This window comes from Bradyrhizobium sp. (genome assembly GCF_017881085.1).
GTDB lineage: Bacteria > Pseudomonadota > Alphaproteobacteria > Rhizobiales > Xanthobacteraceae > Bradyrhizobium.
In genome coordinates, this window is record NZ_JADGRI010000108.1 from 1 (window position 1) to 15,317 (window position 15,317).

Annotated in this window: 13 protein-coding genes and 1 pseudogene; 7 read left to right on the forward strand and 7 right to left on the reverse strand. The window is 64.8% G+C overall.

The annotated features are described in order from the left end of the window. Positions 1-1,442, reverse strand: a 1,442-nt coding sequence (locus QZ213_RS12590) for an HAD-IC family P-type ATPase (RefSeq protein ID WP_291686400.1), incomplete at its 3' end; no start/stop codon positions are given. Between the two features lie 54 nt (positions 1,443-1,496). Between QZ213_RS12590 and QZ213_RS12595 the strand changes: the two genes are divergently transcribed. Continuing rightward, positions 1,497-1,772, forward strand: coding sequence for a metal-sensitive transcriptional regulator (locus QZ213_RS12595; protein ID WP_291686401.1), 276 nt, complete (start codon positions 1,497-1,499; stop codon positions 1,770-1,772). Positions 1,773-2,029: 257 nt separating this feature from the next. On the opposite strand, the gene QZ213_RS12600 is transcribed toward QZ213_RS12595, so the two are convergent. Next, entirely contained in the window at positions 2,030-2,191 is a 162-nt protein-coding gene (locus QZ213_RS12600) for a hypothetical protein (RefSeq protein WP_291686402.1), read from the reverse strand. 210 nt (positions 2,192-2,401) lie between these two features. On the opposite strand from QZ213_RS12600, the gene QZ213_RS12605 reads away from it, so the two are divergent. From QZ213_RS12605 to QZ213_RS12620, 4 genes are all read left to right on the forward strand, one after another. After that, on the forward strand, positions 2,402-2,809 hold the full coding sequence (locus QZ213_RS12605) for a FixH family protein (protein ID WP_291686403.1): 408 nt from the start codon (positions 2,402-2,404) through the stop codon (positions 2,807-2,809). Further along, positions 2,806-4,221 carry an efflux RND transporter periplasmic adaptor subunit gene (locus QZ213_RS12610; protein ID WP_291686404.1) on the forward strand — a complete coding sequence of 472 codons (1,416 nt, stop codon included), beginning with the start codon at positions 2,806-2,808 and terminating at the stop codon, positions 4,219-4,221. The genes QZ213_RS12605 and QZ213_RS12610 overlap by 4 nt, the downstream gene beginning before the upstream one ends. Continuing rightward, positions 4,218-7,373, forward strand: a complete 3,156-nt coding sequence (locus tag QZ213_RS12615; protein WP_291686405.1) for a CusA/CzcA family heavy metal efflux RND transporter — start codon at positions 4,218-4,220, stop codon at positions 7,371-7,373. The genes QZ213_RS12610 and QZ213_RS12615 overlap by 4 nt, the downstream gene beginning before the upstream one ends. Before the next feature lie 72 nt (positions 7,374-7,445). Beyond that, complete coding sequence (locus tag QZ213_RS12620; RefSeq protein WP_291686406.1) at positions 7,446-8,060, forward strand: class I SAM-dependent methyltransferase; 615 nt, start codon at positions 7,446-7,448, stop codon at positions 8,058-8,060. A gap of 14 nt (positions 8,061-8,074) precedes the next feature. On the opposite strand, the gene QZ213_RS12625 is transcribed toward QZ213_RS12620, so the two are convergent. Next, on the reverse strand, positions 8,075-9,061 hold the full coding sequence (locus tag QZ213_RS12625) for a YiiX/YebB-like N1pC/P60 family cysteine hydrolase (RefSeq protein WP_291686407.1): 987 nt from the start codon (positions 9,059-9,061) through the stop codon (positions 8,075-8,077). Between the two features lie 193 nt (positions 9,062-9,254). Between QZ213_RS12625 and QZ213_RS12630 the strand changes: the two genes are divergently transcribed. After that, entirely contained in the window at positions 9,255-10,664 is a 1,410-nt protein-coding gene (locus QZ213_RS12630) for an NAD(P)/FAD-dependent oxidoreductase (protein WP_291686408.1), read from the forward strand. After that, positions 10,661-11,344 (forward strand): adenine nucleotide alpha hydrolase, encoded by a 684-nt coding sequence (locus QZ213_RS12635; protein ID WP_291686409.1) that lies wholly within the window; start codon positions 10,661-10,663, stop codon positions 11,342-11,344. Before QZ213_RS12630 ends, QZ213_RS12635 begins: the two co-directional genes overlap by 4 nt. On the opposite strand, the gene QZ213_RS12640 is transcribed toward QZ213_RS12635, so the two are convergent. The 4 genes and pseudogenes from QZ213_RS12640 to QZ213_RS12655 form a co-directional block, all read right to left on the reverse strand. Continuing rightward, positions 11,341-12,111, reverse strand: coding sequence for a sulfite exporter TauE/SafE family protein (locus tag QZ213_RS12640; RefSeq protein ID WP_291686410.1), 771 nt, complete (start codon positions 12,109-12,111; stop codon positions 11,341-11,343). The genes QZ213_RS12635 and QZ213_RS12640 overlap by 4 nt on opposite strands. A gap of 55 nt (positions 12,112-12,166) precedes the next feature. Next, positions 12,167-14,575 carry a phenylalanine--tRNA ligase subunit beta gene (pheT, locus tag QZ213_RS12645; RefSeq protein WP_291686411.1) on the reverse strand — a complete coding sequence of 803 codons (2,409 nt, stop codon included), beginning with the start codon at positions 14,573-14,575 and terminating at the stop codon, positions 12,167-12,169. Continuing rightward, positions 14,572-14,982 (reverse strand): ASCH domain-containing protein, encoded by a 411-nt coding sequence (locus QZ213_RS12650; protein WP_291686412.1) that lies wholly within the window; start codon positions 14,980-14,982, stop codon positions 14,572-14,574. The genes pheT and QZ213_RS12650 overlap by 4 nt, the downstream gene beginning before the upstream one ends. A 2-nt stretch (positions 14,983-14,984) precedes the next feature. Beyond that, a pseudogene (locus tag QZ213_RS12655) lies at positions 14,985-15,317 on the reverse strand (phenylalanine--tRNA ligase subunit alpha); the annotation flags it as partial.

Below are 15,317 nucleotides of genomic sequence, written 5' to 3' on the forward strand. Positions count from 1 at the left end.
CGGCCGACGCCGACCATGATCGACATCGGCGTGGCGAGGCCGAGTGCACAGGGACAGGCGATGATGAGCACGCTGACGGCCGCAACCAGCCCGAAGGCCATCCGGGGTTCCGGCCCAAACCAGGCCCAGGCGCCAAAAGCGATCGCTGCAACGACGATCACGGTCGGCACGAACCAGCCGGCGACCTGATCGGCCAGCCGCTGGATCGGCGCCCGCGAGCGCTGCGCCTCCGCGACCATCTTGACGATCTGGGAAAGCAGCGTGTCGCGTCCGACCTTCTCGGCGCGCATCACGAATCCGCCGGATTGATTGAGCGTGCCCGCGATCACCTTGCCGCCGGCCTCCTTGGTGACGGGCATGGATTCGCCGGTCACCAGGGATTCATCGAGCGAGGAGCGGCCTTCAAGAATGACGCCGTCCACCGGGACCTTTTCTCCCGGCCGGACCCGTAATCTGTCGCCTACCACCAGGCTGTCAATCTGCACCTCGTGGTCGGCGCCGTCATCGCCGATACGGCGCGCGGTTTTGGGCGCCAGCTCGAGCAGGGCCTTGATCGCGCCGGATGTCGCCTCGCGCGCGCGAAGTTCGAGCACTTGACCAAGAAGGACGAGGACCGTGATGACCGCGGCCGCTTCGAAGTAAACCGCAACCGCACCGCCGTGGCCGCGGAAGGTTGCCGGAAAACTCTCCGGCAGGACAGTCCCGACGACGCTGTAGACATAGGCCACACCCGTGCCCATCGCGATCAGCGTGAACATGTTGAGATTGCGCGTCAGCAGTGACTGCCATCCGCGCACGAAGAACGGCCAGCCGGCCCAGAGCACGACCGGGGTGGCGAACACCAGCTGGATCCAGTTCGACAGGCTCTGGTCGACCCAGCCATGGCCCCCGACAAGGTGACCACCCATTTCGAGGACAACCGCGGGCAGCGCCAGCACGAGGCCGATCCAGAGGCGCCGTGTCATGTCGGCAAGTTCGGGATTGGGCGGCGCATCCAGGCTCGCTACCTCGGGCTCCAGCGCCATGCCGCAGATCGGGCAGCTTCCAGGGCCAACCTGGCGGATCTGCGGATGCATCGGGCAGGTATAGATCGTGCCTTCCGGCACGGCGGCTTTCGGCTCTCTCTTGTCGAGATAAGCCTGCGGGTCGGCAGCGAACTTGGTCCGGCAGCCGGCCGAGCAGAAATGATAGGTCTCGCCGCCATGGTCGAACCGGTGCTTGCTTGTCGCGGGATCGACCGACATTCCGCAGACGGGATCGCGAACTTTCGCATCACCGCCGGCATGATGGTCGCCACGGCCACGGTGGGAGTGATCGTGGCCGCCGCCGCAACAGCCGGACTTTGCCGTCTCCGCGGGCGTAGCGGCCGTGGTTTTGGACGAGCAGCCGCAGCCGGAACCCTTTGAGGCACCGTCCGGATCCGTTGTTTCCACTTCGGTCATCGCGTTCTCCACCGGCCACTTGAAACCTATACCCTGTAGGGGTATATAGGCGGCATGCGAAAAGACATCAAGACGTCGTGCCAAAAGCGCCTCAGCCGGATCGAAGGCCAGGTTCGCGGCCTGGCCAAGATGGTCGACGAGGACCGCTACTGCATCGATATCGTCACCCAGATATCAGCGGTGCGGGCGGCGCTCCGACGCGTCGAGGAAGAAGTACTCAGGGATCACGTGGCGCATTGCGTCGAGCACGCGATCACAACCGGCAACAAGACCGACCAGCGGGAAAAAATAGCGGAATTGATGGCGGTTATCGGCCGATCCGACCGGTAACCTAGGCTTAAGCCGGGTTTGGCAGTTTGATACCGATCAATGCCGGTCGGACAGAATTCCATAGCGTCGAGGCAAAACTTTCCTTCGCCGCAATTTCATGAGACCTTAACGCCCGTGAAACGCAACTTCGCCATACGCCGATTGCTCGCGATCCTGATGATCGCAGGCCTTGCGTTGGCTCCGGTTTCGCGGCCGGTGATGGCGGCGACGTCCTCGCAAGGTCCCACGCAGGCGATGGCGGATGAGATGACGCCCTCTCAGATGACTTCGCCGGAAATGTCCTCGTCCGAAATGTCGGCGGATACGATGGACGAGATGCCGTGCTGTCCGTCGAACGCTCCAGTGCCGGTTGATTGCGACAAGTGCGTTTTCATGGCGGCCTGCGGGTCGGTATGTTTCGCCGGCATGTCGGCAGGCATCTCCCATCCGTTTCCGGTCGTGTCCGATCACGTTACGCTCCAGCGCAATGATGCCCGGCCGGATGGCTTCGGCCACCCGCCGCCCGAACACCCGCCTCGAAGTCTGGTCTGAACGGCGCCACAGCGCCGTTTGCTGCCGCGCGGTCTGATCCGCGCGGGAATCGACGCATGCCGCCTTGCGGCAGGACCACGACATCAGAGGATTTTTCAATGAAGACGTTCAAACTCGCGCGCGCGTTCCAGGCCGCGCTTATCGGCATGGCCGTGGTCGGTTCCACGCATGTCGCGCTGGCCGATATCAAGGACTATGAATTCAAGCTGGTCGAGCCGACCGTCGCTGTCGGCAAGGACAAGATCGTCACCGTCCAGCTCGTCAACAAGAAGACCGGAAAGCCGGTGCCTGACGCCGTGATCTTTGCGACCCGTCTCGACATGGGGCCGGAAGGCATGCCGGAGATGGCCACCAAGATCGTGCGCGAGCCGGGCGGAGAGCCGGGCAGCTACCGCTTCAAGGCGGCCTTCGGCATGGAAGGCAAATGGCTGCTCTCGCTCGGCGCCAAGGTGCAGGGCGAGACCGGCACGGTCGAAAGCAAGCTCGTCATCACGGCGCAGAAATGAAACGCGCCATTCTCGCGGCTGTCATCCTCGCCGCTGTGACAGCGGCGGCGGCTGGCGGATTCATCGGTGTCCGCGGGCACCTTCAAACGACTGATACAGCGAGCGTGGCGCTGGTATCGCCGGCGGCGGCGCAGGCCAGCGACGAGCCGATCTATTATCAGGATCCGGACGGGCGCCCGCTTTATTCGCCGACGCCGAAAAAGACGCCGGACGGCAGGGACTACAAGGCCGTGCCGGCCAGCGCCGACCTCAGCTTCGAAGACGAACCGGTGGCTGCTCCTGCAACGACCGTGGCGACAGACCGCAAGATAAAATTCTACCGCAACCCGATGGGGCTGCCTGACACCTCGCCAACCCCGAAGAAGGATCCGATGGGGATGGACTACATCCCGGTCTATGAGGGCGATGATTCCGACGACGGGTCGGTCAAACTGTCGCCGGGAAAGATCCAGCGCACCGGCGTCAAGTCAGAGCCTGCGGCACCTCGCGTCATCCGCACGGCGATCCGGGCCCCCGGCACCGTTCAGCTCGACGAACGACGGGTCTCCGTCATCTCGATGAGATCGGAAAGCTGGGTCCAGAAAGTCACCAACGTGACCACGGGCACCAGGGTGACAAAGGGCCAGCCCCTGATGGAGATCTACAGCCCGCTGATTTCCTCGGCGGCGGCCGAATACGTCGCCACCATCAACTCGAAGACCACCGGCGGAAGCGTCGCCTATGGGCGCGGCTCGCGGCAGCGATTGCAAAACCTCGACGTTCCCGACGCCGTGATCGCGGCCATGGAAAAAAGCGGCAACGTCCCGATCGCGATCGAATGGTCGGCGCCGCGCGACGGCGTCGTGCTCGAACGCAATGCGATCGAGGGTATGCGCGCGCAGCCCGGCGATGTGCTGTTCCGGGTCGCGGACACTTCGGTCGTATGGGCCGTGATCGACGTCGCCGAGCGCGACCTCGGCGCGGTCTCGGTCGGCCAGCCCGTCACCGTGCGCGCGCGAAGCTATCCGGGCCGCGAATTTGCCGGCAACGTCAGCGTGATCTATCCGCAGCTGAATAAGGACACCCGCACCGCGCGCGTCCGGATCGAACTGTCCAATCCGGATTTTGCGTTGCTTCCGGATATGTTTGTCGATGCCGAGATCGACACCGGCAGCCCGCAAGCCGTGCTCGCGGTTCCCGAGAGCGCCGTGCTGGATACCGGCAGCCGCCAGGCGGTGTTCGTCGACAGGGGCCAGGGCCGTTTTGAGCCGCGCGACGTCAAGCTCGGCCATCGCGGCGGCGGCTATGTCGAGATACGCGAGGGCGTTGCCGAAGGCGAACCCGTCGTCGTCGCCGCCAACTTCCTGATCGACGCCGAAAGCAATCTGAAGGCAGCGCTGAAGGGATTCTCGGATGCGGGAGAAAAGCCATGATCGCCCGCCTCATCGCCTGGTCGGCGCGCAACCTGATGCTGGTGTTTTTCGGCGCCGGCTTCGCCGCCGCGGCCGGCATCTACGCGCTGTCGCATCTGCCGCTCGACGCCATCCCGGATCTCAGCGATACCCAGGTGATCGTCTACACGGAATATCCGGGTCAGGCGCCGCAGGTGATCGAGGATCAGGTCACCTATCCCCTGACGACCGCGATGCTGACGGTGCCTCGCTCGAAAGTGGTGCGGGGATTTTCGTTCTTCGGCGTGTCGTTCGTCTATGTCATCTTCGAGGATGGCACCGACATCTACTGGGCCCGCTCTCGGGTGCTGGAATTCCTCAACAGCGCGGCGTCGCGGCTGCCGGCAGGCGTGACGCCGACCATGGGCCCCGACGCGACAGGCGTCGGCTGGGTCTACCAGTACGCCGTCATGTCCAAGGAGTTGAATCTCTCGGACACGCGCACCATCCAGGACTGGAACCTGAAGTTTGCCTTGGCCAAAGCCGAAGGCGTTGCGGAAGTGGCCAGCGTCGGCGGCTTCGTCAAGCAATACAATGTCATCCTCGATCCGCAGCGGATGCGCGACCTAGGTATCACCATGCAGAAGATGCGCGATGCGATCCGCGCCAGCAACGCCGATGTCGGCGGCCGCACCGTCGAACTCTCGGAGTTCGAGTATGTCATCCGCGGCAAGGGCTATCTGAAAGGCATCAACGACCTCGGCAGTATCGTGCTGAAGACCAGCAACGGAACGCCGGTGCTGCTGCGCGACATCGCGCGCGTCGAGCTGGGGCCGGACGAGCGGCGCGGCATCACCGAACTGAACGGCGAGGGCGAAGTGGCGAGCGGCATCGTGCTGCAGCGCTTCGGCGTCAATGCGCTCGATGTGATCGAGAATGTGAAGAAACGCTTCAAGGAAATCGCCAGCAGCCTGCCGGGCTCGGTCGAGATCGTCGCGGTTTATGACCGCTCCAACCTGATCAACGCGGCGATCGAGACCCTCAAGCACACGCTGCTCGAGGAAAGTCTGGTGGTGGCGCTGGTCTGCATCGTCTTCCTCCTGCATTTCCGGAGCGCGCTGGTGGCGATCGTCATGCTGCCGGTCGGCATCCTCATGGCGTTCGGCACCATGAAACTGCTCGGGCTGGGCGCCAACATCATGAGCCTCGGCGGCATCGCGATCGCCATTGGCGCCATGATCGATGCGGCGATCGTCATGATCGAGAACGCTCACAAGCACCTCGAGCGGGCCGAGCCGGGGCAATCCCGGGTCGCCGTGCTGATCGAGGCGGCGTCCGAGGTCGGGCCGGCGCTGTTCTTCAGCCTGCTGATCATCACCGTCTCCTTCATGCCGATCTTCACCCTGGAATCGCAGGAAGGGCGGTTGTTCAGCCCGCTCGCCTTCACCAAGACGTTTTCGATGGCGGCGGCCGCGCTGTTGTCGGTCACGCTGGTGCCGGCGCTGATGGTGGTCTGCGTCCGCGGCCGCATCGTTCCCGAGCACAGGAATCCGATCAACCGCTTCCTGATCTGGATCTATCGACCCGTGATCGCGGGCGTAATGCGCGCCAAGGTGCTGGTGATTCTCGCCTCATTAGCCATTCTTGCGGTGACGGTGTGGCCGGCGCGGCAATTGGGCACCGAGTTCATGCCGAGCCTCAACGAAGGCACGCTGCTCTATATGCCGACCACCCTGCCCGGCATTTCCGTGACCAAGGCGGCCGAATTGCTGCAGACCCAGGACCGGATCATCCGGTCATTCCCTGAGGTCTCATCCGTCTACGGCAAGGCCGGCCGCGCCTCCACCGCCACCGATCCGGCGCCGTCGGAGATGTTCGAGACCATCATCAATTTGAAGCCGAAAGCGGAATGGCGGCCGGGGGTGACGACCGAAAGCCTCACCGCGGAGATGGACCGCGCGCTGCAATTTCCCGGCGTCTCCAACGCCTGGACCATGCCGATCAAGTCGCGCATCGACATGCTCTCGACCGGCATCCGCACGCCGGTCGGGGTCAAGGTAATCGGCACCGATCTGGTCGAGATCGACAGACTGGCCAAACAGGTCGAGCAGGTTATCAAGGCCGTGCCGGGAACGTCGTCGGCCTATGCCGAACGCGCGCTCGGCGGCTATTACCTTGACGTGACGCCGGACCGTGCGGCGCTGGCGCGCTACGGCATCATGATTCAGGACGTCCAGGACGTCATCGCGACCGCGCTTGGCGGCCAGACCGTAACCACCACGGTGGAGGGCCGCCAGCGCTTTTCCGTCAACATGCGTTATCCCCGCGATCTCCGCAGCAATCCACAGGCCATCGCCAGCGACGTTCTGGTGCCGCTGCCGAACGGCGGCGCGGTGCCTCTGGGAGAGGTCGCAAAAGTCGCTCCCTCGCGCGGTCCGACCTCGATTCGCACCGAGAACGGCCAGCTCGCCGTCTACATCTATGTCGACATCAGGGATCGCGATCTCGGCGGCTATGTCGCCGACGCGCAGGCGGCGGTGAAGGCGAGCATCCAGTTCCCGGCCGGCTCCTATGTGGTCTGGAGCGGACAATACGAATATCTCGAACGCGCCGCGGCGCGGCTGAAGATCGTGGTGCCCGTGACGCTCGCGATCATTTTTCTGCTGCTCTATCTCAACTTTCGCTCCTTCACCGACACCATGATCGTGATGCTCTCGCTGCCGTTTGCGCTGGTCGGCGGGATCTGGCTGATGTGGTGGCTCGGTTTCAATCTTTCCGTGGCCGTGGTCGTCGGCTTCATCGCGCTCGCCGGCGTCGCCGCCGAAACCGGCGTGGTGATGCTGATCTATCTCAACCATGCGCTGACGCAGATCGAGGCGAGACGCAAGGCCGAAGGCCGCGCGCTGACCCGGCGCGATCTCTACGACGCCATCATGGAAGGCGCGGTCGAGCGGGTGCGGCCGAAGATGATGACGGTGGTCGCCATCATGGCAGGCCTGCTGCCGATCATGTGGAGCACCGGCACCGGTTCCGAAATCATGCAGCGGATCGCGGTGCCGATGATCGGCGGCATGATCTCGTCGACCCTGTTGACGCTGATCGTGATCCCGGCGATCTACGGGTTGGTCAAAGGTTTTCGGCAGTGGGACGAAGACCGTGTCGACAGCCGAGCCATTCCGGAGGCCGCCGGATGAGATGTGAAGGGATGGCGGCTGTCGGGCCGCAGTTCCATGTCCATATTCGCTGAATACATCCGGGAGTGCGCAATGGGCTTTTACAGCGACGTCATCCTGCCGCGGCTGTGCGATCTTGCGATGCGCAACAAGCTGCTGCTGCCGATTCGCGAACGGGTGATCGGCGCGGCGGAAGGCCGGGTGCTCGAGATCGGGGTCGGCTCGGGACTGAACCTGCCGTTCTATCGACCGCCGGTACGGGAGGTGCTGGCGCTCGAACCGGCGGCGAAGCTGGTAGCCATGGCTCAAAACGCATCGCGCGGGACCATCATGCCGGTCAGCTTTCTCGAGGCATCCGCCGAGGCCATTCCGCTCGGCGACCACAGCGTCGATACCATCGTCACCACCTGGACCATGTGCTCGATCCCGCACGCCGACATGGCGCTCGCGGAGATCCGACGCGTCCTGCGGCCGGCCGGCAAGCTGTTGTTCGTCGAGCACGGCCAGGCGCCCGACGAGAGCGTGCGGCGCTGGCAGGACCGGCTGACGCCGGCCTGGCGCGCTATCGCCGGCGGCTGTCACCTCAACCGCCCCATCAGCGCGATGATCGAAGGCGCGGGTTTTCGCATTGACCGCATCGAGACCGGCTATATCCCCGGACCGCGGCCAATGACCTACATGTATGAAGGCTGCGCCCGGCCGCATTGATGCGGGTTGACGCCCTACGCCGCGAACTCCGAATTCCGCGGGCGCGGCCGGGCGCGGCGCTCCGGAAAATATTCGACGCGCATGAAATGCTCCGACACGGTGATGTGCTCGACCAGCGCCGGCTGCCCGGCGGCCGATGATGTCACTTCTTGAGCCGGAACCGGCGTCTCTTCGTCAATCTCTTCAGGAACAAGCGGCGGCGACTGGATCGTTTCTGGAAACGGTCCGAATTCGCCCGCTACCTCCCGGAGCGGCTTCTGCTTGTCGGCCCAGTGCAGGGCCGTGTAGTCGAAGCCTTGCACGATGGTGGGTTTGACGATTTCGAAATAGGGCGAGATGTCGAAATCGCGCGGCATGTAGAGCGAGGAATCGCGGATGTGCAGGATTTCACGCCGGGCCTGCCTGGAGCCGGCGCGGGTGATCTTGGGCAGAATCGGATAGCGCACGGCGTCGAACGCCTGCGCGATCAGCGCCGAGCAGATGATCTTGGTGGGATCGCCGGAGCCGAATGCGATCATCCGCCGCCGCCAGCGCTGCGGGATAGGCAGCGGGAACAGATAGCGCATCAGATCGAGGATGTTCTTGGTGTCGTAGCCGAAGCCGATCCGGTTGATGGCATAGCGGCACACCATGTGCCGGTCTTCGAACGACAGGCCGACCGGGCGGCACAGCCGCGTGTGATAGGGAAAATATTTCGACAGCGGCGCCGACGTCACGCCTTCGCCGATATTGGCCTCGATCAGGACATGCGGCTCGCCGTCGGGCTCTTCGGCGCCGTCGATCGGGCCGACATAGAGCGCGGCATGCGACCAGGTGGACTGCGTCAGGTATTTGATGATGCCGGAAACCCGGCTGTTGCCCTCGACCAGCAGCACGTCGCCTTGGTCGATGACGCCGCGCAGATGCTCGGGATCGCTGGGCGTGAACGGCTCGTAACCGGGAACCTCCTTCTGAAGGTAGCTCGCGATCAGCTTGCCGACGGTATCGAGCACGAGGCCCATGTTGAAAATCCCCCCTAACGGCCTTTACGGCCGCTTTTTGTCCTTCCTTATCATGGTCGAAAGCCGTTGCAATTCGGTTCATGCCTGAGATGGATCAATCATGATTGATTCACCATGATGGTTGCCGCGCCCGCCCGGATGCGGCAAGTTCGCGAAAGGTTCTGCTGATTTTCAAAGTTCCGGAAACCATGACATGACAATGACGCGCCGCGACTTTCTTTCGGCGGCCGCAGGCTTTGCGTCGGCGCCGGTGCTCGGCGGGCGCGCCTTTGCGGCGGCGTTGCCGCGCGAGGCCGATATTGTCGTGATCGGCGCGGGCGCCGCCGGCATCGCTGCGGCGCGGCGCATCCAGGCGGCGAACCGCAAGGTGATCGTGGTGGAGGCTTCGAGCCAGATCGGCGGCCGCTGCCTCACCGATACCACGACCTTCGACGCGCCGTTCGATCGCGGCGCGCGCTGGCTGCACAATCCCGACACCAACCCAGTGATCAGGCTCGCCCGCGGCGCCGGGCTCGATATTTCCGCCGCATCCCTCGGCCAGAAGGTCCGAGTCGGCCGCCGTAACGCGCGCGCCGGGGAAACCGAGGAATTCCTGGCGGCGCTGGTGCGCGCCAACCGCGCCATTGACGAGGCCGCGCGCGGCAAGGCCGATATCTCCTGCGCTTCGGCACTGCCGAAGGATCTCGGCGACTGGGCCGGCACCGCGGAATTCGTGCTCGGCGCCAACGCCACCGGCAAGGACCTGAAAGATGTCTCCGTGATCGACAAGGTCCGCGCCGGGGATCGCAATGGCGCGATCGCCTGCCGCCAGGGGCTGGGCACGCTGATCGCAAAGCTCGGCGAGCAGGTCCCGCTGGCGCTGTCGACGCCGGCCGGCCGCATTGCCTGGAGCGGCCGCGATGTCACGGTGGAGACGCCGGCCGGCAAGATCGCCGCCCGCGCCGCCGTGATCACGGTGTCGAGCGATGTGCTGACGGCGGGCAATATCAAATTCACCCCCGATCTGCCGAAGCGCCAGCTCGACGCCGCGGCGAAACTGGGCCTCGGCAGCTACGATCGCATCGCGCTGCTATTGCCGGGCAATCCGCTCGGCCTCGAGCGCAACGACGTCCTCATCGAGCAGAGCAATTCGACGCGAACCGCGCTGCTGCTCGCCAATATCGGGGGATCGTCGCTGTGTTCGATCGATGTCGCAGGTTCCTTCGGCCGTGAACTCTCGGCGCAGGGCGAAAAGGCGATGGTCGCCTTTGCGGTGGAATGGCTGACCAAGCTGTTCGGCAGTGACGCCGTCTCCACCATCAAGAAATCGAGTGCAACCCGCTGGAATGCGGCGCCGTTCGCGCTCGGCGCGATGTCGGTGGCTGCACCCGGCGGGCAGCCGTCGCGAAAAATCCTCGCCGAACCGGTCGGCTGCCTCTTCCTCGCCGGCGAAGCGACCCACGAAACGCTGTGGGGGACAGTCGACGGCGCCTGGGAAAGCGGCGAACGCGCGGCGGAAGCGGCGCTGCGCAAGATCGGCGCGCTCAAAGAGGAACCCGTAGCGTCGCCGGCGCCGGTAGCGAAGCGCCGTCGCCACGCTGCGCCGGGAGCACCAATCAATTGAAACAGGACCGGCCCAAGGCGCTGATTTCGTGGTCGAGCGGCAAGGACAGCGCGTTCTCGCTGCATGAAGTGCGGCGCGCCGGCGAATTCGAGGTGGTCGGCGCGCTGACGACGGTGACCGAGACATTCGACCGGGTATCGATCCACGGCGTGCGGCAGGAGATTCTGCAGGCGCAACTTGCGGCCGCGGGACTGCCGCCGCGGATCGTGCCGATCCCCTATCCCTGTCCGAACGAGATTTACGAGGCGCGCATGGGTGCGGAGGTCGCGCGCGCGGTGCGGGAAGGCATCACCCACATCATCTTTGGCGATCTGTTCCTCACCGATATCCGCGCCTATCGCGAACAGAAACTCGCCGGCACCGGCATCACGCCGGTGTTTCCGCTGTGGGATCGGCCGACCTTGCCGCTGGCGCATGCCATGATCGACAGCGGCCTTGAGGCCTATCTCGCCACCGTCGATCTCGGGAAATTGCCGGCGGAGTTCGCCGGGCGCAAATTTGATGCGCAATTGCTGGCCGATCTGCCCGACGGCGTCGACCCCTGCGGCGAGAACGGCGAGTTTCACACCTGCGTGGTGGCGGGGCCGATCTTCTCCCGGCCCCTCCCGGTCACGACAGGAGAGCGCGTCGAACGCGACGGTTATGGCTATTGCGATCTGGTGATGGAGAGTGGCGCCTAGCGCAGCACGGCATCCAGCGCCGGCAGGCCGACCATCACCGCGGCCGCGATCAGGGCGTAGCAGATGCCGCGAAACAGCTTTTCGCTGGCGCGGCCGAACAGTTGGGCGCCGGACCAGACGCCGATGCCATAGACCGGGCCGACCAGCAACGAAAATCGAATGGCGTCGGCGGTGATCAGGCCGGTCAGAGAATAGCTGACCAGCGAAAAGAAATCCGAGGCGCCGAAGAACAACAGGATGTTGGCGCGTGCGATCACCGGAGGAAGCGGCCGGCCCAACCAATAGCCGACGATCGGCGGCCCACCGGTCTGCGCCAGCCCGCTGCAAAAGCCGGACAGGCCGCCGATACCGACCGACAGTGCGGGATGATCCTTGCCGCGATAGCGCCAGCCCGACAGCAGCAGCATCAACAGCGCGAACACGAAGCCGGAGATGATCCAGCGCGTCGCCACCGGATCGAGCCGGCTGAGAAAATACGTTCCGATGGGAACGCCGACCAAAGCGCCCGACACCATCACCGCGGTCGCCTTGCGGTCCGCCTGTATCCAGGCATTGGGAAGGAGCGGCGCGGCGGCGACGAAATCGATGATGAGCAAGAGGGCTGCGACCAGGCGCGGCGCCGCAAGACTGCTCGCCAGCGGCATGAAGATCAGCGCCGAGCCGAAGCCGGAAAATCCCCGCGCCGTTCCCGACACGAAGGCGATCGCGCAGACGGCGAGGGCGATGCTGGTGCTGATATCCGCGGGGATGAGGCCGAACCCGGCCATCATGCTTTTATTTGGGGCATGATGTGATCCGAAAACCGCTTCACACTTTTCGGCATCATGCCCGCAGCACGCCGCCGGTCTTCTTCGCCACTTCGGCCACGATCTTGGCGCCGACCGCGTCGATCTCCTGATCGGTCATGGTCTTCTCGCGCGGCTGGATCGTCACCGCGATCGCGATCGATTTCTTGCCGTCCTCGATGCCCTTGCCTTCGTAGACGTCGAACACGCTGACATCGGTGATCAGCTTCTTGTCGACGCCTTGCGCCGCGCGCACGATGTCGCCCGCCCTGACGCTGCGATCGACAATGAAGGCAAAGTCGCGTGATACCGGCTGGAACGGCGACAGTTCGAGCACCGGCTTGGCGCGGGTCGGCCGTTGCTTGGCGGCGGGAATGCGGTCGAGGATCACCTCGAACGCGATCAATGGGCCGTCGGCGCGCAGCGCTTCCAGCGCGCGCGGATGCAGCTCGCCGAAATAGCCGAGCACGTTTTGCGGGCCGATCTGGATGGTGCCGGAACGTCCGGGATGCAGCCAGCTAGGGCCGCCGGGCACAACCTGCAACGCCTGCATCGGCGCGCCGGCAGCCGACAGCACCGCGAACGCATCCGCCTTGGCATCGAGCGCATCGGCTGCGGCCGAACCGGACCAATGCCGTCCGGTCCCCTTCGACGAGGCAAAGCCGTGGCGAACGCCCGCGGCCGCGACGAACTGGTCCTGCGGCCGGTCGCCTTTGAACACCTGGCCAACTTCGAACAGCGCCACGTCCGGAAAGCCGCGGTCGGCATTCGCCTGCGCGGCGGCGACCAGGCCCGGCAGCAGGCTCGGCCGCATGTCGGACAGGTCAGCCGCAATTGGATTGGCAAGCGCGAGCTCGGGCTGGCCGCCGCCGAACAGTTCGGCTGCGGGTTTGGCGATAAACGACCACGTCACAGCCTCGACCATGCCGCGCGCGGCCAGCGCGCGCTTGGCGCGGCGGGTGCGCAGCTGGATGGTGGTCAGGATCGGCTTGCGCGGCGCATCGCCGCGCTCGAACGGCGTCATCGGCACCTTGTCGACGCCGACGATGCGCACGATCTCCTCGACGATATCGGCCTTGCCGTGCACGTCCGTGCGCCAGGAGGGGACCGCGACCTTCACCACGGGGCCGGGGCCGGCCATCATGAAGCCGAGACGACCCAAAATGAGTTTCATCTCCGGAAGCGGCACGTCGATGCCGGCGAGGCGCTTGACTTCGGTCAGTGGAAAATCGACGACGCGATCGTCGGCGAAGGTTTTGCCCACCACGACGTTTTCCGACGGCGTGCCGCCGCACAGCTCCATCACCAGCCTCGTCGCCATCTCGAGACCCGGCACCATGAAGGACGGATCGACGCCGCGCTCGAAGCGATAGCGCGCGTCCGAATTGATGCCGAGCTTGCGGCCGGTTTGCGCGATGTTGATCTCGTTCCACAGCGCGGATTCGATCAAGACGTCGGTGGTGTTCGCGTCGCAGCCGGAAGCCTCGCCGCCCATGATGCCGGCGAGCGATTCAACGCCGTGATCGTCCGCGATCACGCAGACGCCGCTGTCGAGCGTGTAGGTACGGCCGTCGAGCGCCAGCAGGCTCTCGCCATCGCGCGCGCGGCGGACCGTCAGATTGCCCTTCACTTTTTTCGCATCGAACACATGCAGCGGCCGGGCGCGGTCGTAGGTCATGAAGTTGGTGATATCGACCAGCGCGTTGATGGGCCTAAGCCCGATCGAGGTCAGCCGCTTCTGCAGCCATTCCGGCGACGGGCCGTTGTTGACGCCGCGCACCAGCCGCAAGGCAAACCCCGGACACAGCCTGGCGTCCTCGACCGTGACCTTCACCGGACAGGGGAATTCGCCCTTGACCGGTTTGATCGCGGGGTCCTTGAACCTGCCCATGTCGGCGGCGGCGAGATCGCGGGCGATGCCGTGCACGCCGGTGCAATCCTGTCGGTTCGGCGTCAGGTTGATTTCGAGCATGGGATCGCCGAGCCCGGCCCATTGCGTGTAGCCCGCGCCAATCGGCGCGTCGGCCGGCAGCTCCATGATGCCGTCGTGATCTTCGGATATCTGCAATTCGGCCGCCGAGCACAGCATGCCGCGGCTCTCGACGCCCCGGATGGTGCCGACGCCGAGCGTGATGTTCTTGCCGGGGATGAAGGTGCCGGGCGGCGAGAACACGCTGATAAGGCCTGCACGCGCGTTCGGCGCGCCGCACACGACCTGCACCGGCGCGCCCCCGTCGCCGGTATCGACCATGCAGACACGCAGGCGATCCGCATTGGGATGCTGCTCGGCCGAAATCACCCGCGCGATGGTGAACGGCGCCAGCGCCCTTGCCTTGTCCTCGATGTTCTCGACCTCAAGCCCGATCATGGTGAGCTTGTCGGCGAGCTTTTCCAGGGGCTCGTCGGTGTCGAGATGCTCCTTCAGCCAGGAGAGCGTGAATTTCATGATGCCACTCTGTGGTCTGCAAGGATCTCGACCAGACGAAAACGTTCGCACATCAGCATCATGCCTTCGCTGAATTTTCCCTGCCGTCCGAAATATCGGCGATGCGCCTCGCGCCAGTAGGCGAGGCTGCGGTCGCCTTCTCCCTCGTCATGGGCAAAGGCCGCGTCGACATCGTCGAAGCGGCGATAGGTGACCTCGGTCGATTCGATCACGCATCGGGGCAGTCCGCGCCCGTCGAGCACGATCCAGCGTTCGCCTTGTGTCGAGGTGTTCGGCTCATCCGCGGTGCTGCAAGTCGCGGTCTTGACGCCCTTGAGGACGAGGTCGAGCAGTTCGTCGGCCAGCGCAGGGCTGTCGCCGAACGCGAACGAACGCAGGCTGCGGTATTTTTCGGGAACGACGCTCAGGGTCACGAACTCAGCCCTCCGGCCAGCGTCGGGACGTCGAGCGGCTTGAAGCCGTAATGGCTGAGCCAGCGCACGTCGCTCTCGAACAGCTGGCGCAAGTCAGACATGCCGTATTTCAGCATCGCGATGCGGTCGATGCCCATGCCCCAGGCAAAGCCCTGATAGACGTCGGGATCGATGTTGCAGGCGCGCAGCACGTTCGGATGCACCATGCCGCAGCCGAGAATCTCCAGCCAGTCCTCGCCTTCGCCGAAGCGGATCTCGCCCTTGTCGCGCCGGCACTGGATGTCGACCTCGAGCGACGGCTCGGTGAACGGGAAGAACGACGGCCGGAA

Excerpts from the sequence above, each read along its gene's own strand:
- QZ213_RS12595 (WP_291686401.1), top strand. The coding sequence starts at position 1,497 with ATGCGAAAAGACATCAAGACGTCGTGCCAAAAGCGCCTCAGCCGGATC.
- QZ213_RS12600 (WP_291686402.1), bottom strand. The coding sequence starts at position 2,191 with ATGCCTGCCGACATGCCGGCGAAACATACCGACCCGCAGGCCGCCATG.
- QZ213_RS12605 (WP_291686403.1), top strand. The coding sequence starts at position 2,402 with ATGAAGACGTTCAAACTCGCGCGCGCGTTCCAGGCCGCGCTTATCGGC.
- QZ213_RS12610 (WP_291686404.1), top strand. The coding sequence starts at position 2,806 with ATGAAACGCGCCATTCTCGCGGCTGTCATCCTCGCCGCTGTGACAGCG.
- QZ213_RS12615 (WP_291686405.1), top strand. The coding sequence starts at position 4,218 with ATGATCGCCCGCCTCATCGCCTGGTCGGCGCGCAACCTGATGCTGGTG.
- QZ213_RS12620 (WP_291686406.1), top strand. The coding sequence starts at position 7,446 with ATGGGCTTTTACAGCGACGTCATCCTGCCGCGGCTGTGCGATCTTGCG.
- QZ213_RS12625 (WP_291686407.1), bottom strand. The coding sequence starts at position 9,061 with ATGGGCCTCGTGCTCGATACCGTCGGCAAGCTGATCGCGAGCTACCTT.
- QZ213_RS12630 (WP_291686408.1), top strand. The coding sequence starts at position 9,255 with ATGACAATGACGCGCCGCGACTTTCTTTCGGCGGCCGCAGGCTTTGCG.
- QZ213_RS12640 (WP_291686410.1), bottom strand. The coding sequence starts at position 12,111 with ATGGCCGGGTTCGGCCTCATCCCCGCGGATATCAGCACCAGCATCGCC.
- pheT (WP_291686411.1), bottom strand. The coding sequence starts at position 14,575 with ATGAAATTCACGCTCTCCTGGCTGAAGGAGCATCTCGACACCGACGAG.